The sequence below is a fragment of the Arthrobacter sp. KUASC02 genome (genome assembly GCF_059739395.1).
Window position 1 is genome coordinate 4491412 of the sequence record NZ_AP046053.1, and the last position, 26019, is coordinate 4517430.

The following is a 26019-nucleotide window of genomic DNA, read 5'->3' on the forward strand; positions in this document are numbered from 1 at the left end:
GTGTGGCACAAGGCACAGGGACGCGCAAGTAGACTTGTCGGACAAATCGTCGCTCACCGCTGAACGGGGGAAAATTGGCACGTAAATCACTGGTCGGCGTGGTGGCCGATGAGCTCCTCGACCGGATCATCGCCGGCGAATTCCCCCCGGGCTCCAGCGTCCCGGGCGAGCTGGAGCTCAGCGCGAAGCATGAGGTCAGCCGGATGACCGTGCGGGAAGCCATGAAAACGCTTGAGGCGCAGCGCATCCTGAGTGTGGAGCGGGGGCGGGGCACGTTCGTTAACCCGCTCAACCGCTGGGCCTCCCTCGAAGCAGTGCTCCGCGCGGCGTCAGAAGGCGTGAATGATGCCTCCGCCGCCATCCAGCTGATTGAACTGCGCCGGATGCTGGAAACGGGCGCGTGCGAACTGGCGGCGAGCCGCATCAGCGATGCGGACATCGGGATTCTGCATGGCTACGTGGCCGCCATGCGCAAGGCGCATGACTCCGACGATTTGCCGGGTTTCGTGGAAGCCGACCTCGCGTTCCACGACGTCATCCTCCGCGCCTCCGAGAACGTTTTTGTTGCCGTCCTGTTTGAGCCGCTGCACCGCGTGCTGGAGAAGCGCCGGACCGAAACGTCCAAGTTCCGGGACATCCAGGAGCACGCCATCGGCCACCACCAGGCCATTGCCGAGGCACTGGAGTCGCGGGACGCCGCACGCTCCCGCAGCGCCATGGACGCGCACATGCAGCAGACGCTCGATGACCTGAAGTCATACGTGCTTGAGGCGAAACCGGCCTAGGCGAGGGAGAGGAAGAGCTTCTCCAGCTCGGCCCTGTCCAGGCTGGGGTCTTCCTGCTGCATGCACTGCTGCAGGCCCGTGGCGATGATGGAGAACCCGGCCCTGTCCAGGGCGCTGGACACCGCGGCCAGCTGGGTGACCACACTCTTGCAGTCGCGGCCCTCCTCAATCATCCGCGTGACGGCAGCAAGCTGCCCCTGGGCGCGGCGCAGGCGGTTGATGACCGGCTTCATGTCGGCGGGATCGAGTTCCATTGCTTCCTCCGTGGCTCTAGGACTCCCTCCATCTTATACCCCCCTTGGTATTTGTTTGCCTTCCTGCAAGAGGAATCACACCGGCTGCCGGCCGTCGCAACACCTGCGGAAATGCGACCTTCGGCCCTGTTTTAGGGCTGGGCGGGGGATCACCATGGAAACGTGAGTACGTTCAGTATTCCTGGACCGGCGCGGACACCCCCCGCGGCGAGCACTCCGGCTCCGCACCCCTGGAACCGATACGTGGCACTGGGAGATTCCTTTACCGAGGGGTACGGCGATCCGGAGCCACGGAGCCCCGGAGGTGTCCGCGGCTGGGCGGACCGGGTGGCCGAAGAACTGAGCCAGGGCCACCAGGACTTCGCCTACGCCAACCTGGCCGTCAGGGGCCGCCTGCTCCAGCAGATCGTGGATGACCAGCTGGGGCCGGCCCTCGAGCTGAAGCCGGACCTGGTCACGCTCTCCGCGGGCGGCAATGACATCGTGTTCCGCGGCAGCGACCCGGACAAGCTGGCAGAGAGGCTGGATCCGGCGATCGCACTGCTGAGCGCCACCGGAGCAACAGTGGTGCTCTTCACCGGCCCGGACTGGGGAAGCACTCCGGTATTCAGCCGCATCCGCGGCAAGGTGGCCATCTTCAACGAAAACATACGCACCATTGCGGCCCGGCATGACGGCGTGGTGGCCGACCTCTGGAGCCTGCGCCAGTTGGCCGCGCCGCACATGTGGGATCCGGACCGCCTCCATTTCTCCCCGCTGGGCCATCACACCATTGCGGCCATGGTGCTGGAGACACTGAACGTCCCGCACACCCTGAAACCCCTGGAGCCCAAGGTGCTGCCGGTCGGCAGCTGGCGGCAGGCCCGAAGCAGCGACCTGGTCTGGGCCAAGGATTACCTGTTCCCCTGGGTGGTGCGCCGGGTCCGGCAACGCCCCGCGAACCTGGGCCTGACAGCCAAACGACCGGAACCCGGTCCCGTGTTCGGTCCGGGCGTGGCGCACGGGCCGCTTCCGGCAGGTCCGTTCCCCACCGGCCCGATGGCCGCGAAACCCTAGTCGCGCCGCCGCTCGTCCGCTAATCTGCAGGGACGGCCCGCAGTTCCGGGTGTCAATGGAGATTATGAGGAGCGAAGTTGTCGAATCACACCTACAGCATTTCTGAAATTGTCGGAACGTCAAGCGAGGGCGTGGACGCTGCCGTCCGCAACGGGATCGCCGAGGCCGCGAAGACCCTCCGCAACCTGGACTGGTTCGAAGTCAAGGAAATCCGCGGGCATCTGGAAGACGGAAAGGTGGCCGACTGGCAGGTAACCATCAAACTCGGTTTCCGCCTGGAGCGCTAACCCCGGCGTCCGGCAGGGTTCAGCGGGACGTGTCCCCTGCCGCAACGCGCCGCCACACGGTGGGAGCGCCGTTGTAGGACGGGAAAACGTGTCCCTCGAAGAAGGTTTGCCCATCATGCGGCGCGCCCACAGGGGCCCACAGTCCGGAAGCCGGGCAGTGGGTTCCTGTGGCCCCGGCGGTGGCCACTCGTTCGCGGAGCAGTGCGATGCGCTTCATCGTTGAATCCCATCCTTGGTAGTAAAAAAGGTCTACCCCAAGGCTAGGAAAACCCCCGGCACTCCCCAATGGGCGTTTGCCCAGAATCAGACGGGTTCATGTGGCAACTGCACAGCCACATCGGCCGGCCCGGCGGACACGCTGTCCATACCGGCACCAAAACTGCTCAGCAGCGTCAATGAATCAGCCGACGGCGACCCCGGCTTCGCGGAAAACACCCGGAGGACCTGGTCCGGATCATCCGGAAGCACCAGGTTTTCAAAGTTCAGTTCCAGGTCTCCCACCGCCGGATGGCGGAGCCTGACGCTGCCCGCCGACGGAGCGGCCACACGGTGCCCGGCCCACCATTGCCGGAAGTGTTCGCTGTGCACCGCGAGTTCGCCCACCAGCTGATTGGCCTGGGCATCGTTGGGGTGGCGGCCAACGTCCCCGCGAAGGGCGCCGACCGCATCTGACGCCACGGCCTTCCAATCGCGGAACAGCTCACGGGTACGCGGATCGAGCATCAGCCAGCGCGTCAGGTTGCGCTCCCCCGCGGGCATGGCAGGGAAGTCGGCAAACAGCAGGAAGGCCAGCCTGTTGCCGGCCAGGACGTCGCTCCGGCGGCCCAGGACCAGCGCGGGAACGTCACCCACCGCATCCAGTAGCTGGCGCAGCGCGGGGCGGACACTCTGGACCGGGACAGGCGACCCCTGCGAGGCCGCACAGTTCTCCATCAGGTCCATCATGTGCGCGTGCTCGCTGGAATCGAGGCGCAGCGCACGCGCCACGGAATCAAGCACCGCCCTGGACGGGTGGATGTTGCGGCCCTGCTCCAGGCGCGTGTAGTAATCCGTGCTCACATCCGCAAGCCGCGCGATCTCCTCGCGGCGCAGCCCGGGAACCCGCCGGGCACCCGAGGTTCCGGCCAGCCCGGCGTCCTCCGGCTTCAGCCTCGACCTCATGGCCTTCAGGAATTTTCCAAACTCGGCGCTCTGACCCATGCCTTCCATTGTGCACGGCCCGCAAGCCTCCGTTCTACAACGAACGTAGGACTGGCAGTCCTAGGAAAAACAGGAATAGGCATCCCTGCTGACACGGCAGGGCAAAGTGCATAGGCTCGAAGCCTAGCCAGCACGAAAGCGGTTTCCCGCGAGCCTGCCTTCCGCGAGCCCGCCTCGGCCCGTTCGACAATCCCCACTATCGGAAGAAACTGACGATGTCCCAGACGAACCAAAACACCATTCCGCAGCTGACCCTCAACAACGGAGTCCGGATCCCGCAACTCGGCTTCGGCGTGTTCCAGGTGCCGCCGGAAGAAACGCAGCGCATCGTTGAGGATGCCCTGGAAGCGGGCTACCGCCACATTGATACCGCTGCCGCCTACCGGAACGAAGCGGGAGTCGGGGCTGCCATCGCCGCCTCGGGCATTCCCCGCGAGGACATCTTCATCACCACCAAGCTCCGCAACGGCGAACAGGGCAACGCGCACGAGGCGTTCCAGAACAGCCGCAAGGCTCTCGGCGTCGACTTCGTTGACCTTTACCTGATCCACTGGCCGGTGCCTTCCCAGGGGCTTTTCACCGACGCCTGGAAGGCGATGGAGAAGCTCTACGCCAACAGCCAGATCCGAGCCATCGGCGTCTCCAACTTCCTCGCGGAACACCTGGACAGGCTCCTCCCGGCGGCGGATGTTGTCCCGGCAGTGAACCAGTTCGAAAGCCACCCCACCTTCCAGCAGCAGGATCTGGCCGCGAAGTGCAGGGAACTCGGCATCGCCGTGGAGGCGTACAGCCCGCTCGGCCAGGGCGCGGACCTGAATGCAGCAGCCGTCAAGGATCTCGCCGGCACACACAATGCCACGCCCGCCCAGATCGTGCTGGCGTGGCACCTCGCCCAGGGCACCATCGTCATCCCCAAGTCGGCCGATTCTCAGCGGATGCGGGAAAACCTGGGTGCCGTCGCCGTCGAACTTTCCGCCGCCGAACTCAGCGAAATCACCGCCCTGGAGTCGGGCGCCCGCGCGGGCGCCGATCCCGCCGTCGCCGCCTTCAGCCAGATGTAACCGACCCCCACCCACAGACAGATAGGATCCCCCGGCATGCAGTACACCCACCTCGGCCGCTCCGGCCTGCAGGTTTCCCGCCTGTGCCTTGGCACCATGAACTTCGGCCCGCAGACCGAAGAAGCGGCCGCGCACTCCATCATGGACTCCGCGTTGGAGTCCGGCATTAATTTCTTTGACACCGCGAACGTCTACGGCGGCACCGGCCGCCGCGGCTGGACCGAGGAAATCATTGGCCGCTGGCTCGCCCAGGGCGGCGAGCGCCGCGAACGCACCGTACTGGCCACCAAGCTCTACGGCACCATGACGGACCGGCCCAACGAGTCCAAGTTGTCCGCCCTGAACATTAGGCGGGCGCTGGACGCCAGCCTCAAACGGCTCCAGACGGATTACATCGACCTCTACCAGTTCCACCACGTGGACCGGAACACGCCCTGGGACGAGATCTGGCAGGCCATGGACGTCGCGGTTCAGCAGGGCAAGATCCTCTACGCGGGCAGCAGCAACTTCGCCGGCTGGCACATCGCCCAGGCACAGGAGTCCGCCGCCCGCCGCAACTTCACGGGCCTGGTCAGTGAGCAGTCCATCTACAACCTCCTGACCCGCAACCTGGAGCTGGAAGTCATCCCTGCCGCGCAGCAGTACGGGCTCGGGCTGATCCCCTGGTCGCCGCTGCACGGCGGCCTGCTGGGCGGCGTGCTGAAGAAGGAGCGCGACGGCGTCCGCCGCACCGAAGGGCGGGCGGCCGAAACGCTGAAGAAGCACCAGGACCAGATCCGCCAGTACGAGGACCTGGCCGACGACCTCGGCCATGAGCCGGGCGACGTCGCCCTCGCGTGGCTGCTGCACCAGCCCGCGGTCACCGCACCGATCGTCGGTCCCCGCACGCAGGAACAGCTCGACGCCGCCATCCGGGCCCTCGACGTGAAGCTCGACGATGATGCGCTCAAGCGCCTCGACGACATTTTCCCGGGCCACCGCACCGCTCCGGAAGACTACGCCTGGTAAATCGTTGGCAGACCGTGCCTTTTGACATCTGTGCAAACCGGCCCCGATAGGAAAGACTTTTGAAATGGCGCTTTCACCAGTGATTGAGCTCAATGACGGCTACCGGATTCCCCAGATCGGACTGGGAACCTGGCCGCTGGACGACCAGCAGGTGGCTGCCGCCGTCGTGGACGCCCTGGAAGCCGGGTACCGGCACATCGACACCGCAGTGAAATACGGCAACGAAAAAGGCGTGGGGAACGGCATCCGCAGCAGCGGCCTGGACCGGTCGGAAGTGTTCATCACCACCAAACTGGACGGTGAATTCCAAGGCCAGGACAGGGCCGTGGCGGGACTTGACGGGTCACTCAAGCGCCTCGGGCTGGACTACGTGGATCTCCTGTTGATCCACTGGCCGCTCCCCCGGCGGGACGAATTCATCTCAACGTGGAAAACTTTTGAGCGGTTGCAGGCCGACGGAAAAGTGCGGTCAATCGGCGTCTCCAACTTCAAGCCGGCGCACCTGGAACGGCTTATGGCCGAGTGCGATGTGGTGCCGGCCGTCAACCAGATCCAGGTCAGCCCGGCCGTCACCCGGATCGTGGATATCTCCTACGACAGACGGCATGGAATCGTCACCGAGTCGTACAGCCCGCTGGGTGCGGGCGGCGACCTCCTGAACGCCCCAGTACTGGGAAAGATCGCCGAAAAGCATGGCAAAACCCCCGGCCAGATCGTGCTGCGATGGCATGTGGAGCAGGGCCTCGTTGCCATCCCCAAGTCGGCCAATCCACAGCGCATGAAAGAGAACCTGGACATCTTCGGCTTTGCTTTGGACGCGGACGACACATCAGCCATAGCCACGCTGGACGGGGGTGACGAGTCCGGGGTTAATTCCGACGTTCAAGGTCACTGAAAACGGCGCTCCCAGAAATTCACAGGTCCGCCGACTGGCAGATTAATACTAAGCATGATTAGTATTAGCGTAGAAGGATGTAGCGTGCTCGGGATCCGGGCACCTCCTCAATGAAAGAAGAAGGAACGATAAAATGGGTTTTTTCGCATTTCTGATTCTGGGCCTTATCGCCGGAGCAATCGCTAAGGCAATCCTCCCCGGCCGTCAGGGCGGTGGCATTTTCATCACCCTGCTGCTGGGCGTCGTAGGTGCATTCCTCGGCGGCTGGATTGGCAGCCTGCTCTTCGGTGTTGGCATCAACGAGTTCTTCTCGCTGTCCACTTGGCTGCTGGCCATTGGCGGCGCGATCATCGTCCTGCTTGTTTACGGCATGATCACCAAGCGCACGGCCCGCTAAAGCGGAATCCGGCCTGAGAAACGGCCCCGGGATTTTTCCTGGGGCCGTTTTTCCATTAACGGCCACCCAATCCACGGCCTTGTAGCTACGGGCTTATACCTAGGGACTTCCACCTACCGACTTATACCTACGGGCTTAGACCGACGGGCGTCCCCCTTGGGGGGTCCACCCGAACACGGATTCGCCGCAGTACGGATTCTCACGGAGCAGGAGCACATCATGAAAGCAAAACTTCTTTTCGGTACCGGAGTGGCAGCGGGCTTCGTCCTGGGCTCCAGGTCCGGCCGCGCCGCCTACGAGAAAATCAAGGCGAGGGCCGCGGCGCTCTGGGACAGCAAACCGGTCCAGGACAAAGTCGCGGCAGCAACAGAGGCGGTCAAGGAAAAGGCGCCCGAAGTGTCCGACCAGCTGACCGAGGCAGCCCGCCGTGCAGGCACCGTCATCAGTTCCGCTGTCCACCGCGACAAGGCAGCCACGGACCACACGGCTGCGACCGGGGCTCACGCGGCAGCAAGCGACTTGCCCGCCGGTGACTACGTGCCGTCCCACAGCACACATCCGGAGACGATCAATCTGGGCACCGCGGATGGCAGCGTCCCCGACGTCACCAGCGACCCGGCCCGCAATGACTCAACCGGCCAGGACTGGTCCGACGAAGGCGGCGCAACGCCCGCCGGCGCGGCCACCAACTCGAACCCTGAGCGGACCTAACAAACCCGACAGCAATACAGCGACGGCAGTCACAGCGACAGCACTACCGCCGGCAGCACCCACGCCGACCCGTCCGGACCATTGGTTCCGGGCGGGTCGGCCTGTTTCCACGGAACCGGCGCAAGGGTCCAAAGAACCTTGCCGGAGGCGGCACGGAAATTTAGAATGTGGGTGGCTAAGCAGTCAGCCGTTGAATCCTCGGTCCGGAGTGAATTCATGAGTTTCCGACGCCTGGCCCCCGTCCCCCCGGCTTTTGCGGTGCGGCCCCTTGCCCGGCGCCGGCCATGAACGGCTGGAACCTGGACACGGCCGGCTCCACCGGCCACAACGCCGTGACCATCGTTGAAGGATCGTCGTTCTTCATTTCCGCCGGCAACGGGGACCTGGATCCCGGAATGGCCCATGGTGTTTTCTACCAGGACACCAGGATCCTGTCCCGCTGGAACCTGCTGGTGAACAACCACGTGGTGGAAGGGCTCATGGCGGTGAACCCGGAACCGTACCGGGCTGTCTTCACCGGCCGGGCGCCGCAGCCGGACGGAGCCGCCGACCGGCCCATGGTCATTGAGCGGGACCGGCAGGTGGGCGACGGCATCCGCGAGACGCTGACCGTGCGCAACTATTCCAACGCCCCGGCGCCCTGCAGCATCAAACTGGCGGTGGAGGCGGACTTCGCGGACCTCTTCGAGGTCAAGGCCGGCCGGAAGACCCGCCAGCTGCGCCCCTCCCACCGGCCGGAAGGCGACCGGCTGGTCATCAGCGGCCGCCACAACAACAGGCTGCTGGGCGTGACGGTACGCGCGCCGGGGGCAGACGTGAACCGCCACGGCGTGATGTACAAAGTGGTTGTTCCCGCGAAGGGTTCATGGACCGCCACCTTGGTGGTCACACCCAGCTCCGACGGCAGCGAACCCGCTGGCAGGTTCTCCGCCAGCACACCGCAGCACGAATCGGCTCCCGCCCTCCGCCACCGGAGCTGGGGCGCCGCTGCGCCGGTAATCAGCATGGACAACCCCTCGCTCGAAAGGATCCTGCGCCAGAGCCAGCGGGACCTGGGCTCCCTGCGGATCGCGGACCCGGCCCATCCGGACCGCACCGTGGTGGCGGCCGGCGCGCCCTGGTTCATGGCACTCTTCGGCCGCGACTCCCTGCTGACCTCGATGATGGCGCTTCCGGTTGATCCCGCCATCGCGCTCGGCACGCTGCAGACGCTTGCCGACTACCAGGGCCAAAAAATCAATAAGCTCACCGAGGAGGAACCCGGACGGATCCTCCACGAGGTGCGCCTCGGTTCAGGCGCTGCCCTGTCCCTCGGCGGAGACAAGACCTACTACGGAACGGCGGACGCCACCCCGCTATTCGTCACGCTCCTGGGTGAAATCAGCCGCTGGGGACTGGAACCGCGGGCGGTCCAGGAACTCCTCCCCAACGCGGACCGCGCGCTGGACTGGATCACCAACTACGGCGACCGTGACGGGGACGGTTTTGTGGAATATGAGCGCGCCACCCGGCACGGCCTCCTCAACCAGGGCTGGAAAGACTCCTACGACGGAATCAACTTTGCGGACGGCACCCTCGCCGAACCTCCCATCGCCTTGTGCGAGGTCCAGGGCTATACCTACAGCGCCTACGTGGCCCGTGCCCTGCTTGCCCTGGACGCCGGTGACGGCGCACTTGCCCGCAGCTGGGGTGACCGTGCCGCCGCACTGAAGGAGGAGTTCAACCGCAGGTTCTGGCTGCCAAAGCGCGGGTACTTCGCGGTGGCCCTGGATAAGGACAAACGGCCCGTGGATGCGTGCGCCTCCAACATGGGGCACTGCCTGTGGTCGGGAATCGTCGACGACGAGAAGGCACCCCTCGTGGCGCAACGGCTCATGGAACCGGACATGTTCTCCGGCTGGGGTGTCCGCACCCTGGCTTCGACCATGGGCGCGTTCAATCCCGTGAGCTACCACAACGGCTCCGTGTGGCCGCATGACAACGCCCTGATTGCCGCCGGCCTGATGCGGTACGGCTTCATCGAAGAATCGCAGCGGGTGGCCATGGCACTCTTCGACGCCGCGGAGGCCTTCGGCGGCAGGCTCCCCGAGCTATTCTGCGGTTTCCCGCGCGAAGCCGGCCGGCCCCCGGTGTCCTACCCGTCGTCGTGCTCTCCGCAGGCCTGGGCAGCGGCCACGCCCATCCACCTCATCCGCGTCCTGCTGCGCTTCGACCCTTCCGCGTCCACCGGGCGGCTTTGGCTGAGCCCCGTGTTTCCGGACGGATTCGGCTACCTGAAGAAGGAACAAGTGCCGCTGGCAGGCTCCCGCCTGACCATCGAGGTTTCGCGTAACGCCGCCCAGGTGACGGGGCTCCCGGCGTCAATTGAACTGCATCTGGGGACGCAGGAACCCCTGGCGGACCTCATCCGGGTCCACCATGACCCCGGCCGGAGGGCCGGCTGATGTAGGAGGCACCATGCGTATTGGCATCCTGGCACCACCATGGATCCCCGTTCCCCCGCCGAGCTACGGCGGGACGGAATCCGTGGTCCACACCCTTGCTGCGGGGCTCGCGGAGGCAGGGCACGACGTTGTGCTTGCCGCCTCGAGCGACAGCACCTGTCCCGTTCCGAGGGTTGCGGGGCTCTCCGACTCGTCCGAACTCAGCATGGACTCGGGGAGGCAGGAGATCCTGCATGTCCTGCGCGCCTACGAATCCATGGCGGACGTGGACATCATCCACGACCACACGCTGCTTGGACCGCTGTGCCAGCGGGAGATGCCCGACGTTCCCCGCGCCGCCACCCTGCACGGGCCTTTCGACGACGAACTCACGCTGATCTACCGTGCCATGCAACGGGAGACAGCACTCGTTGCCATCTCGCACCATCAGGCTTCCACGGCCCGCGGCGTTAAGGTGGACGCGGTCATCCACCACGGGATTGACGTCCGGGGTATCCGGTACAGCCCGTCGCACAACGGCGGTGCGTGCTTCCTGGGGCGGATGCATCCGAACAAGGGCCTCCTGCAGGCCATCATGGTGGCGCGCCGGGCGGGCATTCCGTTGCGGATCGGCGCGAAGATGCGGGAGCCGTTTGAGCTGGACTACTTCCACGACGTGATCGAACCCCTCCTGGGCGCGGACGTTGAATACCTCGGCGAGCTGGGGACGGCGGACAAATTCCAGCTTCTGGGCGAGTCCGTGGCCCTCCTAAACCCGATCCAATGGCCGGAACCGTTCGGAATGGTGATGATTGAGGCCCTCGCCGCCGGCACGCCGGTGGTGGCCACCCGCCGGGGGTCCGCTCCGGAAATCATCAACGACGGCGAAACAGGGTTCCTGGCGGACAGCGTCGAGGCCCTCGCGGAGGCACTTCAGGGCGCCGGCTGGCTGCGCCGCAGCGACTGCCGGCGTGCGGCCGAGCAACGCTTCAGTTCCCAGCGGATGGTCCAGGAGTACCTTCGGTTCTACTCTGACCTGCTTGCGGGATCACAGCGGGCTGCCGAGGAACCCGCCGCCGCCGGATTCTGAGCTACCGCCGGCTCTGGGCCGCGTCGCCGATAGAGGCTGTGCCGATAGAGGCTGTGCCGATGGCCACTGTGGCGTCCAGCTCCGGGTCGCTGGCCAGCCTGGCGGTCAGTCCTGCCCGCCGCATGAGCCCGATAGTCCGGCGCGCCTGCCCCCGGCTCGTCTCGATCAGCACGTGCCCGCCCGGGCCAAGCCAGGCCGGCGCCTCCGCGATGACCCTGCGCTGGATGTCCAGCCCGTCCGGACCGCCGTCCAGCGACATCCGCGGTTCGTGCGTGCGGGCTTCCGGCGGCATGGTTCCGATCGCCGCAGTGGGCACGTAAGGTGCGTTGGCCATCACGACGGCGATGCGGCCCCTCAGCCCGGGCGGCAGCGGTTCGAACAGATCACCCTCGTGGACGTGCCCGCCCACCGGCTCGATGTTGCCTTTGGCGCACAGCACTGCGGCCGGATCCAGATCAGAGGCATGCAGTTCGATTCCGGTCACCCGGGCCGCCAGCGCCACCCCCACGGCTCCGGAACCGCAGCACAGGTCCACGACGACGGCCCTCCCCGCGGTGCGCCGCCCGCCGTCGTGCGTGCCTCCACCGGAAGTCGCGCCTTCGGAGGTCGCGCCTTCGTGCGCGCCTTCGTGCGCGCGGAGCAGCAGCTCCGCCTGCCGGACCAGGAACTCGGTGCGGCGGCGGGGCACAAACACTCCGCTGGCCACGCCGATGCGGAGTCCGCAGAATTCCACCCAGCCGAGGATGTGTTCCAGCGGCAAGCCGGCCGCGCGCCGTCCGATCATGGTTTCCAGTTCCGCAGCCGAGGCGGCGGCGTCCGTCAGCAGTCCGGCCTCCTCCTCGGCGAACACGCAGCCCGCGGCCCTGAGGCGGCGGACGGCGTCTTCCTGAAAGCCGGCCGAACCGGTCAAGCGGGGCCGGAATGAGCGTTCTGGCGGCAAGAGCAGGCTCCCTCAGCTGCGGGTCGGTGGGTTTCATGCTACCCAACGGGAGCGGATACAAAGCAACCTTGGGATTAGCTGGAAAAAGTCGGTGCAAGCGCTTACAGTTGTGACTTGGCTCTCAGATGCCGCACTCCAGCATCATCCTTCACAACAGCACCGTCGCTCTCCGGAAGGTCTCCTTATCGTGTTTTTCCGCAGTCCACACCACAAGAATCCACCCTGCAGGCAGCACGCCAGAGGCGTCGCCGCGGTGGTCGCAGCACTGGTTGCCGCCGCCTCGCTGGCCGCCCCGGCCCATGCGGCGCCGCAGCCGAAAGACCCCGGCGCACCGGCGGCCTCCCACTCGCTCCGGGCGCCGGTGACGGATGAGAACTTCTACTTCGTGATGGCGGACCGCTTCAGCAACGGAAGCACCGCGAACGACGACGGCGGGCTGGGCAGCGACCCGATGGTTTCCGGCTTCGACCCGACGAAGAAGGGCTTCTACAACGGCGGCGACCTCAAAGGCCTGCTCGACAAGATCGACTACATCCAGGGCCTGGGCACCACATCCATCTGGCTGACGCCCAGTTTTAAGAACAAGGCAGTCCAGACGGAGGACAAGTCGGCCGGGTACCACGGGTACTGGGTCACGGACTTCACCCAGATCGACCCGCACCTGGGCACCAACGCCGAGCTGAAAGCACTGATCGACGAGGCGCATGCACGCGGGATGAAGGTCTATTTCGACATCATCACCAACCACACAGCGGACGTGATTGGCTACAAAGACGGCGCGCGCAAGCCATACGTCTCCAAGGACGCCGCGCCCTACAAAACAGCGGCCGGCGAGGTGTTCGACGACCGCGACTACGCCGGAACGGACACGTTCCCGGAACTGGACCCGTCCACGTCGTTCCCTTACACGCCGGTCTTGGAGAAAAGCGAAGAACACCTCAAGGTGCCGGACTGGCTCAACAACCCCGCGCTGTATCACAACCGCGGCGACACCACTTTCCAGGGCGAGGACTCCTTCTACGGTGATTTCTTCGGGCTGGACGACCTCTTCACGGAGAACCCTGAAGTCGTGGACGGCATGACGAAGGTCTACGAAGACTGGATCAAGGATTTCGGGGTTGACGGCTTCCGGATCGACACCATGAAGCACGTGAACGACGAGTTCTGGCAAAAGTTCGGGCCCGAGGTCCTCGAATACGCCAAGGCACAGGGCAAGGACGAGTTCTTTATGTTCGGCGAGGTCTTCGACACCTCCAAGAGCTTCACCTCGCAGTTCACCACCCGCAACAAGATGCAGGCCGTGCTGGACTTCCCGTTCCAGGACGCAGCCCGGAACTTTGCCTCCCGCAGCCAGTCCGCCAGCCAGCTGGAGACGTTCTTCGCCGGGGACGACTGGTACACGGATGCCGACTCCAACGTCTACGAACTCCCCACGTTCCTGGGCAACCACGACATGGGCCGGATCGGCAGCTTCATCGCCGCGGACAACCCTCGCGCGGACGACGCCGAACGCGTTGCCCGCGACCGGCTGGCCCACGAACTGATGTACTTCTCGCGCGGCAACCCGGTGGTGTACTACGGGGACGAGCAGGGCTTCACCGGTCCCGGCGGGGACCAGGATGCGCGCCAGACCCTCTTCGCCAGCAAGGTGCCGGAATACTTGGACGACGACCTGCTGGGCACCGATGCCAGCCACGCGACGGACAATTTTGATACCGGCCACCCGCTCTACAGCAAGATCAGCGAGCTCGCCGCGCTGACCGCCGAGCACCCGGCACTGCGCAACGGCGCCCACCAGAACCGTTATGCCGCCCAGGGCCAGGGAATCTACGCGTTCTCCCGCACTGACGCGAAGGACCAGCGGGAGTACGTCGTGGCAGTGAACAACAGCGGGTCCGCGCAGACCGCCGCGGTGCCCACCTACATCGCCAAACGCAGCTACACCCGAATTTACGGCGGCACAGGCGACGCGGCTACCGCCGCAGAGGTCAAGACGGCCGACGACGGCAAGCTCACCGTCACCGTTCCGCCGCTGTCCGCAGTGGTGTACGAATCGTCAGGGCGGATCCCCCGCTCCAAAGCGGCTCCCGCCGTCGCCCTTCAGCAGCCGGCCACGGCGGAAGGCGACAACGGCAGGATCCGGGTGGCGGCCGACGTCGACGGTTCCTCGTTCTACGAGGTCACCTTCCAGGCGCGGACCGCGGGCGGAGAATGGGAACCGATCGGAACGGACGATACCGCCCCGTACCAGGTGTTCCACGACGTCACCGGGCTGAACCCCGGCACCGCTGTGGAATACCGGGCTGTTGTCCTCGACAACGGCGGAAACACCTCGCTCAGCGCCGCACGCAGCGGCACCGTACCCGCCCCGGTCCTGGCCATGCAGAAGCCGGCAGAGGGCAGCAGCGTGGACGGCAAGGTGGAAGTCAGTGCCACGGCCAGCCCGGAAAAGGCTGACTACACGGTCAGCTTCGGCCGCAGTGTGGACGGCGGCGAATGGACTCCGATCGGATCAGACAGTTCCTCGCCCGCGTACACGGTCTTCGACGACCTTTCGGCCCTGGGCCTGGCAGACGGAACCAAAGTCCGATACCGGGCCACCATGTCCGTTCCGGGCGCGGAGAACGTGGTGAGCGATATCCGCACCGTGGTGGCCGGGGAGATCCCGCAGCCGGACTCCGTGACCGTGGCGGGCAGCCTGAACTCGGAAATGGGGTGCCCGGGCGACTGGCAGCCTGCGTGCGGAAAGGCCTTTATGACATTGGACCCGGCGGACAAGGTCTGGCGCCTCACAGTGCCTAACCTGCCGGCGGGAACGTACGAGTTCAAGGCGGCACTCAACGGCAAGTGGGACGAGAACTACGGCGCCGGCGGTGCGCTGAACGGCGGGAACATCGTGCTGGAGCATCCGGGCGGTGCCGTGACGTTCCGCTACGACCACACCACGCATGTGCTGAGCCCGGCCTACGCCTCCCAGCAGCCCGGGGCTGTGGCAGCAGCGGGAAGCATGAACTCCGAGCTCGGCTGCCCGGAGGACTGGATGCCCGCCTGCGACCAGGCGCAGCTGAAACTCGACCCGGCCGACCTTGTGTGGAAGCTGTCCGCGGACCTGGCCGCCGGAAACTACGAGTTCAAGGCAGCCCTGAACCGGTCGTGGGATGTCAGCTACGGCGCCGGCGGCTCGCCCAACGGCGCCAACATCAGCCTGGCGCACAAGGGTGGTCCCCTCACCCTCCGCTACGACCACTTCACGCATGTGATGACCACCGGGTAGCTGTGCCGCCGGCGAAACGGTAATGGCACAAAGCAGCGCCGCCCTCTCCTGAGGACGGCGCTGCTTTCGGTTGTTACCGCGTGGGGTCGCTGACGCGGCCTGGGCTAGCTGAGCGTCGCGGTGTCGATCACAAAGCGGTACCGGACGTCGGAGGCCAGGACGCGTTCGTAGGCTTCGTTGATCTTCTCGGCCGGAATGACTTCAATCTCGGCACCGAGGTTGTGCTCGGCGCAGAAGTCGAGCATTTCCTGGGTCTCGCGGATGCCGCCGATCATTGAACCGGCGAAGGAGCGGCGGCCGCCGATGAGCGCGAACGCGTTCACCGGGAGCGGTTCCGCCGGAGCACCGACGTTTACCAGCGTGCCGTCGAGGGTCAGCAGCTGCAGGTAGGAGCTGATGTCGATCGAGGCGCTGACGGTGTTGATGATCAGGTCGAAGCTGCCTGCCAGGTCGGCGAAGGTGTTCTCGTCGCTGGTGGCGTAGTAGTGGTCGGCGCCCAGCTTCAGGCCGTCTTCCTGCTTCTTGAGTGACTGGGACAGCACGGTGACCTCGGCGCCCATGGCGTGCGCGATCTTGACGGCCATGTGGCCCAGGCCGCCAAGTCCGACGATGGCCACCTTCTTGCCGGGGCCGGCGCCCCAGTGGCGCAGCGGCGAGTAGGTGGTGATGCCGGCGCAGAGCAGCGGCGCGGCGACGTCGAGCTCGATGCCCTCGGGGATCCGGACCACGAAGTCTTCGGTCACCACGACGTGGGTGGAGTAGCCGCCCTGGGTGATGGTTCCGTCGCGGTCCACTGCACCGTAGGTGCCGGTGTTGCCCTTGAGGCAGTACTGTTCCTCGCCCTTCTGGCAGTTGACGCATTCGCGGCAGGAATTCACCATGCAGCCGACGCCGACGCGGTCGCCGACGGTGTGCTTGGTGACTTCAGCGCCCACTTCGGTGACGATTCCGGCGATTTCGTGGCCGGGCGCCAGCGGGTACTGCTGGGGTCCCCAGTCACCGCGGACCGTGTGGATGTCCGAGTGGCAGATGCCGGCAAACCTGATATCGATCAGCACATCGTGGGGGCCGACGTCGCGGCGTTCGATGGTGGTGGGGATGAGGTCTCCGTCAGCGGACGGTGCGGCGTAAGCGTTAGCGGTAAGCAATGTCTTCTCCAATGTTGGGTGTTCGTTGGATTCGTTGGGTATGAGGTTCGGTGGGTGGGTGAACGTCAGCGTTAGGGGCGGATGAGCACTTTGAGCGCTGTACGGTCGGCCATCGCGCGGTAGCCGGCAGCGACGTCGTCGAGGGCCACAATGTGGTCAAACACCATGCCGGGCTGGATTGTTCCCGAGGGAATGTCCGGCATGAGTTTTTCGATGTAGGCCCGGGCCGGGGCCACGCCGCCGGTCAGGGTGATATTGCGCATCACGGTGCCTAAATTCATGGGCACATCGGTGTACTGGGCAGCTCCCACCCTACCAACGGCACCGCCGTCGCGCACGGCGGCGATGATGTCCGTGGCGCCGAGTTCGCTGCTTAGCCGGCGTGCGCCGTCGTCGGCTGCTCTTCCGGCTGTTGTTCTGCCAGTACTTCCTTGAGCGCCATGACGGCTGTCATTGCATTGGGCCAGCCGGCGTAGAACGCAAGGTGGGTGAACATCTCCACCAGCTCGTCGGCGGTGACGCCGTTCGCGAGGGCCAGCCGCAGGTGGGACGGCAGCTGGCCGGTGCGGTAGAGCGCCGTCAGCGTAGCAACGGTGATCAGGCTGCGGTCGCGGGGCGAGAGGCCGGGCCGTTCCCAGACATCGCCGAACAGGACATCGTCGGTGAGCTGGACCAGCTTGGGCGCGACGTCGCCGATCAACTGCTGGGCCCGCGAAGGGGTCTCTGTTGCCATGGTGGTGCTCCTTAGGAAGTTTTCGCTGCGTATCCAGCAAACCGTTTTGCAGCTGAGCGCGGAAGGTTCTGTTGATACAGGTACTGGCAGGGCCTCCCTGCAGCCCGGTGAGGCTCCTATTGTTGAGCAGTGGAAAGCCGCCCCCACAGGGGCGCGTAACCATGGATGGAGGAAAACAGTTGGAAATCCAGCCCAGCACACCAAGCAATAAGGGGCCGGCGGACATGTTCACCGGCGACGTCTGGTTCGACGTCATCGCCAAGGGCGAGGCACCCTCGCAGCTGCGCGTAAACATGGTCCGATTCGCCCCGGGCGCACACACCGCCTGGCACTCGCATGCGAACGGCCAGACCCTGCATGTCACCGAAGGCCGCGGCCTGGTCCAGGCCCGCGGCGGCGAAGTGATCGAGATCCGTCCGGGCGACACCATCTATACGCCCCCGGGCGAAGAGCACTGGCACGGCGCCGCCGCTGACCACTTCATGTGCCACCTTGCCATGTGGGAAGCCCTGGGCGAAGGCCAGGAAGGCCCGGAAACAGCGTGGGGCGAGCACGTGACGGATGAGGAATACGGCGCGAGGTAGCCGGGCTGGTTCGCGCCGGGACTGCGGGGCTTGCGGCGGGACTGCGCGGCCTAAATTGTCGGACCCTCGCGGCAGAGTTATCCCATGGAGGTCTTGGGGGAACTCGCAGAAGCAAGAGGGGCGATGCGGTGGGTAGCATTGCCCGCCGGCGCTTCTGCTTTTCGGCCCGCTTCCGGTCCGGGCCTGCGGAGCGTGCCCGCCGGAGCGCAGCCTTCTCACGCGTTAGCGTCCGACGGCGGTGGGTCCGGTGATCTCGCCCGGAGCCTTGAGCTGTTCACAAGTGCCACTTCGACGGCGGTCCAGCGCGCCGGGGTGATGGGCTTCCGGGAGGCGGCTGACTTTGCCGCCTGGGTCGAGGAACACTCCCGGAACATGGAATACCTGCAGGTGGTTGCGGCCGGGGCAGTGGACCGGACCCGGCGCGAGGCCAGTGCTGCTGCGCGGGCTGGCTCCGGTGCGGGCTCGGGTGCAACGGTTGGTTGGACCACCGGGTGGGGCGAAGCAACCGCCGTGCACGGCCCGATCGGCTGGGCCACCAGTAAAACGGACACGAGCCAAACCGATGGGGACCAGGTTGCCGGGGTGGCGGTGAGCGACGACGCCCCGGACCTCTCCCCAGAACCGGACCCGGCGGATGACGGCTGCCGGAACACCACCGAGTTCCTGCGTGCCCGGTTGCGGATCGGTGCCGGCGAGGCCCGACGGCGGCTGGCGCTGGCCGAGACGCTCCTGCCCCGCACCGGCATCACCGGCCACCCCCAACCACCGGAACGGCCCGAACTCGCCGCCGCCGTCGCCACCGGGACCGTCGCGTCCCGCTCCGCGACCATCATCACCCTCGCCCTGGACCGGGCCGGCCACCACGCGGATGCGGAAGTTGCCGGCCGGATGGAACACGCCTTGACCCGGGCCGCGGTGGAGCACGACACCGACTTCGTCGCCCGCGTCGCCCGGCAGTGGACCGAAGCCATCGACCAGGACGGGTCCGAACCCACCGACACCGAACTCCGGCAACGTCAGGGTGTGTTCATCCGCCAGCCGCGCCGCGGACTACAGCGGATGGAAATCCTCGCCACCACCGAGCAAACCGAACACCTGCTGACCGCGATGAACATCGCCACCAACCCCCGCACCCAACCAAGCACCGGTGAGGGCAGTTGCGGCGAGGGCAGTGGCGGCGAGTGCGGTGGCGGAGACAGCGACACGACCGGCTCCGGAGGCACGGAGCCGGACCTCGACCAGCGGACCCGCCCGCAGCAGCTCCTGGACGGCCTCGTCAATGCGGTCAAAGCAGGACTAAGCACCGGCGGCCTTCCTGCCGCGGGCGGGCTCCGCCCCCAGGTCATGGTCACCATCGACTACCGCCACCTCCTCGCCCGGCTCGAGAACCGCGAACACACCACCGAGACTTCAGACACCGGCACGGGTACAGGCATGCGCGCAGCCACCGGCATCCCGGGGACGGGCTCCTTCACGTTCACCGGCCCCGTCACGCCCGCCATCGTCCGCAAAATCGCCTGCGACGCGGACATCATCCCCGTCCTCCTCGGCAGCCAGGGACGGATCCTCGACATCGGACGGACCACCCGGGTCTTCCCGCCGCACATCCGCAAAGCCCTCACCGCACGCGACCAAGGCTGCACCTTCCCCGGCTGCACCATCCCCGCCCCCTGGTGCGAAGCCCACCACATCACCTACTGGTCACACGGCGGAACCACCAGCACAGACAACGGCACCCTGCTCTGCAGCCATCACCACCACCTGATCCACAAGGAACAGTGGCAGATCCACGTCAAAACCGGGATCCCCTGGTTCATCCCGCCACCCCACATCGACCCACGCCAGACCCCGCGGCGAAACACCTACTTCAGATGCTGAAAGTTGAGTGTCCTGACTAGTGGCTGCCCCACGCCGAAATGTATTTCACTCATTGGAAAGCCCGACGCCCCGGCGCCTCGTTTGAGGGCATGCTGGTGACCACGCCACGGCGAAGCTCCGGACTGGAAAGAAGGAACCAATGTCCCTCAGCGTTGAGGAAATGAACACACAACTCCCGGTGGCGAACGCGCTGCCCGGCGAGGCTGTCCCCTATTACATGGCGTCCGGCGAGGGCGCCCGGTACGAAATCAACGGGCAGCTTGTCACCGTCATCGCCCGATCCGCGGACACCGGCGGCATCTTCAGTGCCGCCTACGTCTCGGGCGGAATGGGGGCCGAGTCTCCCTTCGTCAGCCACAAGGTGGAGCACAAAACCCTGTACGTCTTCGACGGCATCCTGCACGTGTGGCTGCCCGGCGAGAGCCGCATCCTCACGCCCGGCGACTCCGTAGTCATACCGCCAGGAACCCCGCACGCCTACCGCATGGCCAGCCACTACACACGCTTCCTGAACTGGATGACGCCCGGCGGCGCCGAGGCCTACTACGAACGCGTCGGCACTCCCATCGATTCGCATGTTCCGCCAGTGCATGCCGGCCACAAACGCAGCGCGCAGGAGCAGGCCGAAGTCGGCGCCGAGTTCGGCATCACGTTCCCTGAAGTGGAGCGTGCTGCACCCACCTTCCAGCAGGACGCCGGCCTTCCCTCCACCCAGAGCCCGTACTTCCTCAGCGCGGGCGAAGGCGAACGCCTGGTGAGCTACCAGACCATGTTCACGTACCTCTCAAGGCCTGCGAACACGGGCTCAAACTACTTCGCGGTGCACACCAAGGGAGCCAAGTCGCCCTACATTCCGCTGCACTTCCACTCGGAACATACCGAGAACTTCCTGTGCACCGAGGGCCGGATGTGGCTCTACGCCAACGGCCGCGAGATGCTCCTGACCAAGGGCGACTTCGTGCACGCGCCGGCCGGGACCGTCCACTCCTTCGCGTTCGACTCACACCACACCCAGATGGTGGGTTTCCTGACGCCGTCGGTCTTCAACGGCTTCTTTGAGTACTTCAACAAGCCCACGGACGATTACATGTACACCGAAGGCGGCACGCCGTACATGGATATGGAAGGCTTCGGCCGCGCCCAGGCAGAGATGGACCTGACCGTCGTAGGACCCCCGCCGCAGCGTCGGGCTGCCCTGGACATCTGAGAAGGACCACCAAACGCCAATGGCCCGGACTTCCGAAAGGAAGTCCGGGCCATAGTTGGTTTCCGGGAGCCATCGATTGCTCCGTGGGCGCCCTTTTCACCCCGGAAAACGGCTGTTACGGAGCAATCGACGGGAAGTGGCGCACGAGTTCGCGGCCATAGTCGTTGCCATGGGGCGTGCGCAGGACCGTATGCATGTGGAACGGTGCAGGCTCTTCGTTGCTGAGGAAGACCCCCGTGTGGTGGTCCAGTTCCATCACCACCACCGGGCTCTGCAACCGGAAGTAGAAGGCCTCCTGCCCCTCCCAGCCGCCGATCCAGCTGAACCAGCTCTCGCCGAAGTGCTCCTGGATCTCCCTGCGCCGCGCAGCCCTGGGTCCGTCCGGCAGGTAGGCGATGAAATCCTCCACCACCTCCTCCAGCACGGCCAGCGCTACAGGCGGCATCGAGCTGACCGGGATGCCCTCGTAAGGAATCACCCGGTTGTCCTGGAAGCAGCCGCCCAGGTGCCGTTCATCCCCCGGGTGGATGCGCCCCTCGGGCATGGCCGGGTCCACCATGGCGGCGTACACGGTCGCCTCCTTTCGGAGCCCCTCGGGCAGCGCACCCATCAGTTGCCGGGCCAGCGCGATGCGTTCCTTGAAGACCTTGACGCCCCGGTGCGGGCCGGCGTCGATCACGTCCGGTTCCGCGCCGAGGAACACGGGCGAAATCACCAGTTGCGTGCCCGCGACCAAACAGTTGAGCGCCACGTGATGGCCGAAGAGCTGCCAGCCCCACGGTTCCGTCTCCGAAGGCTCACCGAACAAGGCGAAGTTGTAACTGAACTCGTTCATCAGCAGCGGAAGCTCCACCAGTTCACCCAGGAATCCGTTGATCCGCATGAGGTTCCTGGCCAGGTCGAAGCCGGCCGGGCTCAGGCTCGCCTCCACCACGGCCAGCGCGGCATCGCGGACCGGCGGATCCAGTTCATCAAGGCGCAGTCCGGTGTCGTGCTGCATGAACTCCGGATTCGCCCAGCTCTTCCACTCGTGGGCGTCCACGGCGTAAGTCAACCGGGTCACCTGCTCCCGTGTGGCCACCTCCAGCAGCTTCCGGCCGGCGGCAACCATCGACGCTGTGGGCGCTTCTTCGCCGTCCCGTGCGGGTGCCAGCGGATAGAGCCCCGGGCGGAGGACGCCGTCGTTCGTTATGCCGCTAAAGGGTTCCGGGTAGAGCGCGTCCCAGCCTTCGATCATGGGCCCGGCAAAGGAATCGGTCTTGGCGGCCTCGGCGTAGTCCCGGGCGGCCAGGCCGCGGATCCCGGCCACCCGCGGATGGTCCGGGGCGAAGAGAAAATCACGGAATGACGGCGCTGACACGGGAGCCCCTTTCGTTGACGTGTGAGGGGTTGGACGGAGAAGGGACGGGCTGCGAGGAGTTGTGCCCCAAAGAGTGCCGGGACGCTGCGCTCCAGCCGGCGGCAACGGCAAGCGCTGCCGCGGCCGCCTCTGCGGAAGTACCGCGCCAGGCCACGTGCTGGTCCGGGCGGACCAGCACCGAGTCGGCTCCCCACAGGTCAGCCATGGGCGTCCCGTCCTCGGAAGGTCCGACGGCGGTGATGGTCACCGGGATGCCCTGCCGGGCTGCAGCTTGGACCACCGGCGCAAAAGCCTGGGCTTCCGGCACCCCGCCCAGCGCAGCGGCGTCGGCCAGGAGGGTGAACCCTGCCCCCAGCAGACTGTAGACGGACGTGGAGTCGTCCAGCCATGCATGCGGCAGCAGGGCCCCCGGGCTGGCCGAAGCGACGTACCGGATGGGGTCCTCAGCGGGAACCGGCGACCCGTCCGGCACCACCAGGGGCGAATCCGCGTAGGAGTAGCCGAGCACCAGTCCCAGCGAATCGAACTCGCTCTGCTTGACCGAGAGCGCCTCGTACGCCGCCTGCCTCGCCCGCACGCCGTCGCTGCCGGTACCGCGCAGTGCCGGATCCGCGAAATGGTAGGCGAGCGCCTCGCCGTTGCTGGCGGCGTCGCGGATGGTCCGCGCCGCCACCGGACGGCGTTCCAGCCCGTAACTGGCCAGGAGTTCCGGCCCGCCCCAGCCGGCCACGCTGGCCGCGATCTTCCACGCAAGGTTCGCGGCATCGCCGATGCACGTGTTGAAGCCGTGCCCGCCCCACGGAGGATTCAGGTGCGCCGCGTCGCCCACCAGGAACACGCCGTCACGGCCGTAGCCGGGGGCAAGAAGCATGCGGGCGGTCCAGGGATCCGTGGCCACCACGTCAACGTCCACCTCTGCCCCCACCAGTTCGCGGACCATGGCGACGGCGGCATCATCCGCCAGCGCGCCCGCAGCTTCCGCGTCCACGCCCTGCACGATGGCCCACCACGTATCGGCGAGGTCCATCCGGCCCACCATCCCGGCGGTTTCCCCGCCCACCACCCAGTACTGGACGGCAGGTTGCAGCGCGATCGCGGAACCAAGGTCCTTCGAACGGAACATGATGCTGATGTTGGACAGCTCCGCGGAGCCGCCTTCCAGGCGGATGCCCAGGCTGCGGCGCACGGCGGAGGAACCGCCGTCGGCCCCGGCCACGTAGTCGGCGGTGATGGTGCGGGTCCGTCCGGTACTGTCCGCCACCACCACGGCGGTCCGGCTTCCGGTGCCGGCGGTCCGGCTTCCGGTAGCGGCGGTTCCGCTTCCGGTGCCGGCGGTTCCCGAAGGAACCGCACCGGAATGAACACTGACGTCCTGCACGTGCCACCCGGTCAGCAAGGTGACCAACGGGGCCTCGGCCGCGGCAGCTCGGAGGACCTCCTCCAGGACAGGCTGCGGGACCTGCTGGCCGCATTCAGGCTGCGGCCCGTAGCGGCCCGGCACCAGCTGGAATGCGTGCCGGAACGTCCGGAGTTCATGGGCGGAAGGGCCGGTAAGGCCGGTGCAGAAGGTCACGTCCTGGGCGTAGTCCACGGCAAGCGGGGCCGCGGCGCGGAGTGCGTCGGCCAACCCCAGCCGGCGGAGGTGGGTCATGGTGCGCGCGTTGGTGGTCTTGGCCCGGGGCCGGGCCGGATCCACGGTGGTCCGTGGTTCAACCACCGTGCTCGGGATGCCGCGGGATGCGAGGTCCAGGGCGAGGAAGAGCCCGCTGGGGCCGCCGCCGGAGATCAGGACCTGCACCTCCTCCGGCAGCTCGTCGGGAGAGGCGGATTGCAGCGTGACCATCAGGCACGGCCACGGAGTGAGATGTCGCCAACGGGGGTGGTGAGCGTGCCGAGGCGGTCGATTTCGACTTCAACGGTGTCGCCCGGCTGCAGCAGCCACTGCGGTGTGCGGGCGTACCCCACGCCCTCCGGGGTTCCGGTGGCGATCACATCGCCGGGGTGGAGCGTGAGGGTCTGGCTGATCAGCGAGATGATGGCCGGCACGGAGAAGATCATGTCCCGCGTGTTGCCGTTCTGGACCTCGGTGCCGTTCACCCGCGTGCGGACCTGGAGGCCGTCACGGAGATCGCCCACGTCGTCCCGGCTGACCAGCGGGCCGAGTGGCCCGGTGAGGTCGCCGTTCTTACCCAGGGTCCACTGCGTGGTGAGCTTCTGAGCCCGGCGGGCGGTGAGGTCATTGAATGTGGAATAGCCGAAGACCGCCCCGGACGCTTCGGCCTCGTCCGCGGATTCCACTCGCCGGCCGATGTACGCCGCCACTTCGCCTTCCCAGTCCAGTCCCGCTTCGCCGGACGGCACGGGCACCGGCACATTCCCTACTGACAGGGAAGCCGTCCAGCGGCCGAACAGCGTGGGATACGGAGGGAGCTCCTGGTCCTTGTAGCTGCCTTCCGCGGCATGGGCTTTGTAGTTGAGGCCCACACAGATGACGCGGGCCGATGCGGGCACCAGGGGCACTTCGGTGACGCTGCCGCGCCCAAGCCAGCCGCCGCCGTCGGGCTGAGAGGTACCGGACGTCAGGGAGACAGACTTGTCTTGCCAGCCGGCGGCGTCCGCCCAGAACTCGCCCACGGGTGCCAGCGGGAAAACGCGGGAGTCCGCCACGACCGCTGCCCAGGGTTCGCCGCGGTGGTTGATGCCGATGTACTGCATGTGGAGCCTTTCAGGTCTAGCCCGGGCACCGGGAATGCCGGTCAGGCTGGGTTCAAATTCAAGAGGTTCAAAATCAGTGGGTGCAAAATCAGGAGGTGGCTGGTCACCAGGTGCCGGGTCAGGTGATCCGGGCATGCCTGCGGAAGAAATCGATGGTGGCGTCCAGGACCTTCTGCGCCGCTGCCGGGCTTTTGTCCGGCAGCAACCACATGTGGTCGGCACCTTCGATGAGGAGAAGTTCGACGTCGGCGCCGGCGGTTTCCAGCGCCGCGGCAAACGTGGTGGCCTGGGCCGGCGGGACGAACCGGTCCGCCGTGCCGTGGGCCAGGAAGAACGGTGGCGCTTGGCCGCCCGCATAGCTCAGCGGGCTCGCCGCGGCTGCCCTGTCCGGGGCATCAGCGGGCTGGGCTCCGAGGAGGAGCGCTTCGCGGGAACCGGGGTCGTCGGCCGTTGCCACGGCATCCGGCAGGGCCTGGCTGCCCATCCGGACAAGGTCTGTTGGCGCGTACCAGGCCGCGACGGCGGCGACTGCGTTCGCACCGGACGCCGCGGTGCCGGACCCGTCACTGCCGGGCACGTGAGCGCCGAGGCCCACCAGGCAGGCCAGGTGCCCGCCTGCCGAATCGCCCCAGGTAAAAATCCGGCCCGGGTCAACGTTGTACTGGGCAGCGTGGGTCCGGAGCCACGAGACCGCCGCTGTGGCATCCTCGTGCTGGGCCGGAAAGACGGCCTGCGAGGACAGCCGGTAGTCCGCCGAAACCACTACGAACCCGGCAGCAGCGAGGCGCTCGAAAGGCATCAGCGCAAAGGCGTCGGTCAACGGGCCCAGGGAGGAACGCTCCCCCATGCGCCAGCCGCCGCCGTGGAAATGCACAACCGCCGGCACCGGACCTTGGGGGGATCCCTCCGCCGGCAGGTAGAGGTCCAGCAGCAACGGCACTCCGCCGGGACGTGAAAACTCTATCCCCTTCAGGACTTGTCCTGCAGTCATCAATGACTCCATCCGTTGCCAT

25 protein-coding genes are annotated in these 26019 nt (G+C 66.4%); 14 read left to right on the forward strand and 11 right to left on the reverse strand.

Going from position 1 to position 26019, the window contains the following annotated elements; translation table 11 throughout:
• Positions 1 to 74 precede the first annotated feature (74 nt).
• Positions 75 to 785, forward strand: a complete 711-nt coding sequence (locus tag AC6JAC_RS20660) for a FadR/GntR family transcriptional regulator (RefSeq protein WP_028270604.1) — start codon at positions 75 to 77, stop codon at positions 783 to 785.
• Here AC6JAC_RS20660 and AC6JAC_RS20665 read toward each other — a convergent pair.
• Positions 782 to 1039, reverse strand: a complete 258-nt coding sequence (locus AC6JAC_RS20665; RefSeq protein ID WP_028270603.1) for a metal-sensitive transcriptional regulator — start codon at positions 1037 to 1039, stop codon at positions 782 to 784. The two genes, AC6JAC_RS20660 and AC6JAC_RS20665, sit on opposite strands and share 4 nt — an antisense overlap.
• A 177-nt stretch (positions 1040 to 1216) precedes the next feature.
• On the opposite strand from AC6JAC_RS20665, the gene AC6JAC_RS20670 reads away from it, so the two are divergent.
• Positions 1217 to 2095, forward strand: a complete 879-nt coding sequence (locus AC6JAC_RS20670) for an SGNH/GDSL hydrolase family protein (protein ID WP_028270602.1) — start codon at positions 1217 to 1219, stop codon at positions 2093 to 2095.
• A gap of 77 nt (positions 2096 to 2172) precedes the next feature.
• Positions 2173 to 2382: a dodecin gene (locus AC6JAC_RS20675; RefSeq protein ID WP_028270601.1), complete on the forward strand. Its 210-nt coding sequence runs from the start codon at positions 2173 to 2175 to the stop codon at positions 2380 to 2382.
• Positions 2383 to 2401: 19 nt separating this feature from the next.
• Here the strand turns inward: AC6JAC_RS20675 and AC6JAC_RS20680 are convergent, their stop codons facing one another.
• The gene (locus tag AC6JAC_RS20680) at positions 2402 to 2599 is read right to left on the reverse strand and encodes a hypothetical protein (RefSeq protein WP_497966453.1); all 198 of its coding nucleotides are present in this window, start codon (positions 2597 to 2599) and stop codon (positions 2402 to 2404) included.
• Positions 2600 to 2685: 86 nt separating this feature from the next.
• Positions 2686 to 3582, reverse strand: a complete 897-nt coding sequence (locus AC6JAC_RS20685) for a helix-turn-helix transcriptional regulator (protein WP_051628823.1) — start codon at positions 3580 to 3582, stop codon at positions 2686 to 2688.
• A 215-nt stretch (positions 3583 to 3797) separates the two neighbouring features.
• Between AC6JAC_RS20685 and AC6JAC_RS20690 the strand changes: the two genes are divergently transcribed.
• From AC6JAC_RS20690 to AC6JAC_RS20720, 7 genes are all read left to right on the forward strand, one after another.
• Positions 3798 to 4643 carry an aldo/keto reductase gene (locus AC6JAC_RS20690; RefSeq protein WP_497966455.1) on the forward strand — a complete coding sequence of 282 codons (846 nt, stop codon included), beginning with the start codon at positions 3798 to 3800 and terminating at the stop codon, positions 4641 to 4643.
• A 36-nt stretch (positions 4644 to 4679) separates the two neighbouring features.
• Entirely contained in the window at positions 4680 to 5651 is a 972-nt protein-coding gene (locus tag AC6JAC_RS20695; RefSeq protein WP_497966456.1) for an aldo/keto reductase, read from the forward strand.
• 64 nt (positions 5652 to 5715) lie between these two features.
• Complete coding sequence (locus AC6JAC_RS20700) at positions 5716 to 6546, forward strand: aldo/keto reductase (protein WP_497966458.1); 831 nt, start codon at positions 5716 to 5718, stop codon at positions 6544 to 6546.
• A 133-nt stretch (positions 6547 to 6679) separates the two neighbouring features.
• Positions 6680 to 6943 (forward strand): GlsB/YeaQ/YmgE family stress response membrane protein, encoded by a 264-nt coding sequence (locus tag AC6JAC_RS20705; protein ID WP_011690132.1) that lies wholly within the window; start codon positions 6680 to 6682, stop codon positions 6941 to 6943.
• 219 nt (positions 6944 to 7162) lie between these two features.
• Positions 7163 to 7654, forward strand: a complete 492-nt coding sequence (locus tag AC6JAC_RS20710; protein ID WP_028270596.1) for a YtxH domain-containing protein — start codon at positions 7163 to 7165, stop codon at positions 7652 to 7654.
• Between the two features lie 284 nt (positions 7655 to 7938).
• Entirely contained in the window at positions 7939 to 10098 is a 2160-nt protein-coding gene (locus tag AC6JAC_RS20715) for an amylo-alpha-1,6-glucosidase (RefSeq protein WP_497966461.1), read from the forward strand.
• Between the two features lie 13 nt (positions 10099 to 10111).
• A complete protein-coding gene (locus AC6JAC_RS20720) occupies positions 10112 to 11167 on the forward strand; it encodes a glycosyltransferase family 4 protein (protein ID WP_028270594.1) in 1056 nt (351 codons plus the stop codon).
• A 1-nt stretch (position 11168) separates the two neighbouring features.
• Here AC6JAC_RS20720 and AC6JAC_RS20725 read toward each other — a convergent pair whose 3' ends face one another.
• Positions 11169 to 12077: a putative protein N(5)-glutamine methyltransferase gene (locus AC6JAC_RS20725; RefSeq protein ID WP_497966463.1), complete on the reverse strand. Its 909-nt coding sequence runs from the start codon at positions 12075 to 12077 to the stop codon at positions 11169 to 11171.
• Between the two features lie 283 nt (positions 12078 to 12360).
• On the opposite strand from AC6JAC_RS20725, the gene AC6JAC_RS20730 reads away from it, so the two are divergent.
• Entirely contained in the window at positions 12361 to 15381 is a 3021-nt protein-coding gene (locus AC6JAC_RS20730) for an alpha-amylase family glycosyl hydrolase (protein ID WP_497966464.1), read from the forward strand.
• 104 nt (positions 15382 to 15485) lie between these two features.
• Here the strand turns inward: AC6JAC_RS20730 and AC6JAC_RS20735 are convergent, their stop codons facing one another.
• The 3 genes from AC6JAC_RS20735 to AC6JAC_RS20745 all read right to left on the reverse strand — a co-directional run bounded on the left by AC6JAC_RS20735 (position 15486) and on the right by AC6JAC_RS20745 (position 17262).
• On the reverse strand, positions 15486 to 16529 hold the full coding sequence (locus AC6JAC_RS20735) for an NAD(P)-dependent alcohol dehydrogenase (protein ID WP_028270592.1): 1044 nt from the start codon (positions 16527 to 16529) through the stop codon (positions 15486 to 15488).
• A gap of 71 nt (positions 16530 to 16600) precedes the next feature.
• Positions 16601 to 16810: a hypothetical protein gene (locus AC6JAC_RS20740; protein ID WP_231511172.1), complete on the reverse strand. Its 210-nt coding sequence runs from the start codon at positions 16808 to 16810 to the stop codon at positions 16601 to 16603.
• A 92-nt stretch (positions 16811 to 16902) separates the two neighbouring features.
• Positions 16903 to 17262 (reverse strand): carboxymuconolactone decarboxylase family protein, encoded by a 360-nt coding sequence (locus AC6JAC_RS20745; protein ID WP_028270590.1) that lies wholly within the window; start codon positions 17260 to 17262, stop codon positions 16903 to 16905.
• A gap of 179 nt (positions 17263 to 17441) precedes the next feature.
• Between AC6JAC_RS20745 and AC6JAC_RS20750 the strand changes: the two genes are divergently transcribed.
• The 3 genes from AC6JAC_RS20750 (at position 17442) to AC6JAC_RS20760 (ending at position 20931) form a co-directional block, all read left to right on the forward strand.
• The gene (locus AC6JAC_RS20750) at positions 17442 to 17846 is read left to right on the forward strand and encodes a (R)-mandelonitrile lyase (protein WP_028270589.1); all 405 of its coding nucleotides are present in this window, start codon (positions 17442 to 17444) and stop codon (positions 17844 to 17846) included.
• Between the two features lie 372 nt (positions 17847 to 18218).
• On the forward strand, positions 18219 to 19724 hold the full coding sequence (locus AC6JAC_RS20755) for an HNH endonuclease signature motif containing protein (RefSeq protein WP_497966467.1): 1506 nt from the start codon (positions 18219 to 18221) through the stop codon (positions 19722 to 19724).
• 139 nt (positions 19725 to 19863) lie between these two features.
• The gene (locus AC6JAC_RS20760) at positions 19864 to 20931 is read left to right on the forward strand and encodes a quercetin 2,3-dioxygenase (RefSeq protein WP_028270587.1); all 1068 of its coding nucleotides are present in this window, start codon (positions 19864 to 19866) and stop codon (positions 20929 to 20931) included.
• Positions 20932 to 21046: 115 nt separating this feature from the next.
• Here AC6JAC_RS20760 and AC6JAC_RS20765 read toward each other — a convergent pair whose 3' ends face one another.
• The 4 genes from AC6JAC_RS20765 to AC6JAC_RS20780 form a co-directional block, all read right to left on the reverse strand.
• Positions 21047 to 22291: a DUF3500 domain-containing protein gene (locus AC6JAC_RS20765; protein WP_497966469.1), complete on the reverse strand. Its 1245-nt coding sequence runs from the start codon at positions 22289 to 22291 to the stop codon at positions 21047 to 21049.
• Positions 22269 to 24134, reverse strand: a complete 1866-nt coding sequence (locus tag AC6JAC_RS20770; RefSeq protein WP_081818862.1) for an FAD-dependent monooxygenase — start codon at positions 24132 to 24134, stop codon at positions 22269 to 22271. Before AC6JAC_RS20770 ends, AC6JAC_RS20765 begins: the two co-directional genes overlap by 23 nt.
• Positions 24134 to 25006, reverse strand: a complete 873-nt coding sequence (locus AC6JAC_RS20775) for a fumarylacetoacetate hydrolase family protein (protein WP_028270585.1) — start codon at positions 25004 to 25006, stop codon at positions 24134 to 24136. Before AC6JAC_RS20775 ends, AC6JAC_RS20770 begins: the two co-directional genes overlap by 1 nt.
• A 118-nt stretch (positions 25007 to 25124) precedes the next feature.
• Positions 25125 to 25997 (reverse strand): alpha/beta hydrolase, encoded by an 873-nt coding sequence (locus tag AC6JAC_RS20780; RefSeq protein ID WP_028270584.1) that lies wholly within the window; start codon positions 25995 to 25997, stop codon positions 25125 to 25127.
• Positions 25998 to 26019: the final 22 nt, after the last annotated feature.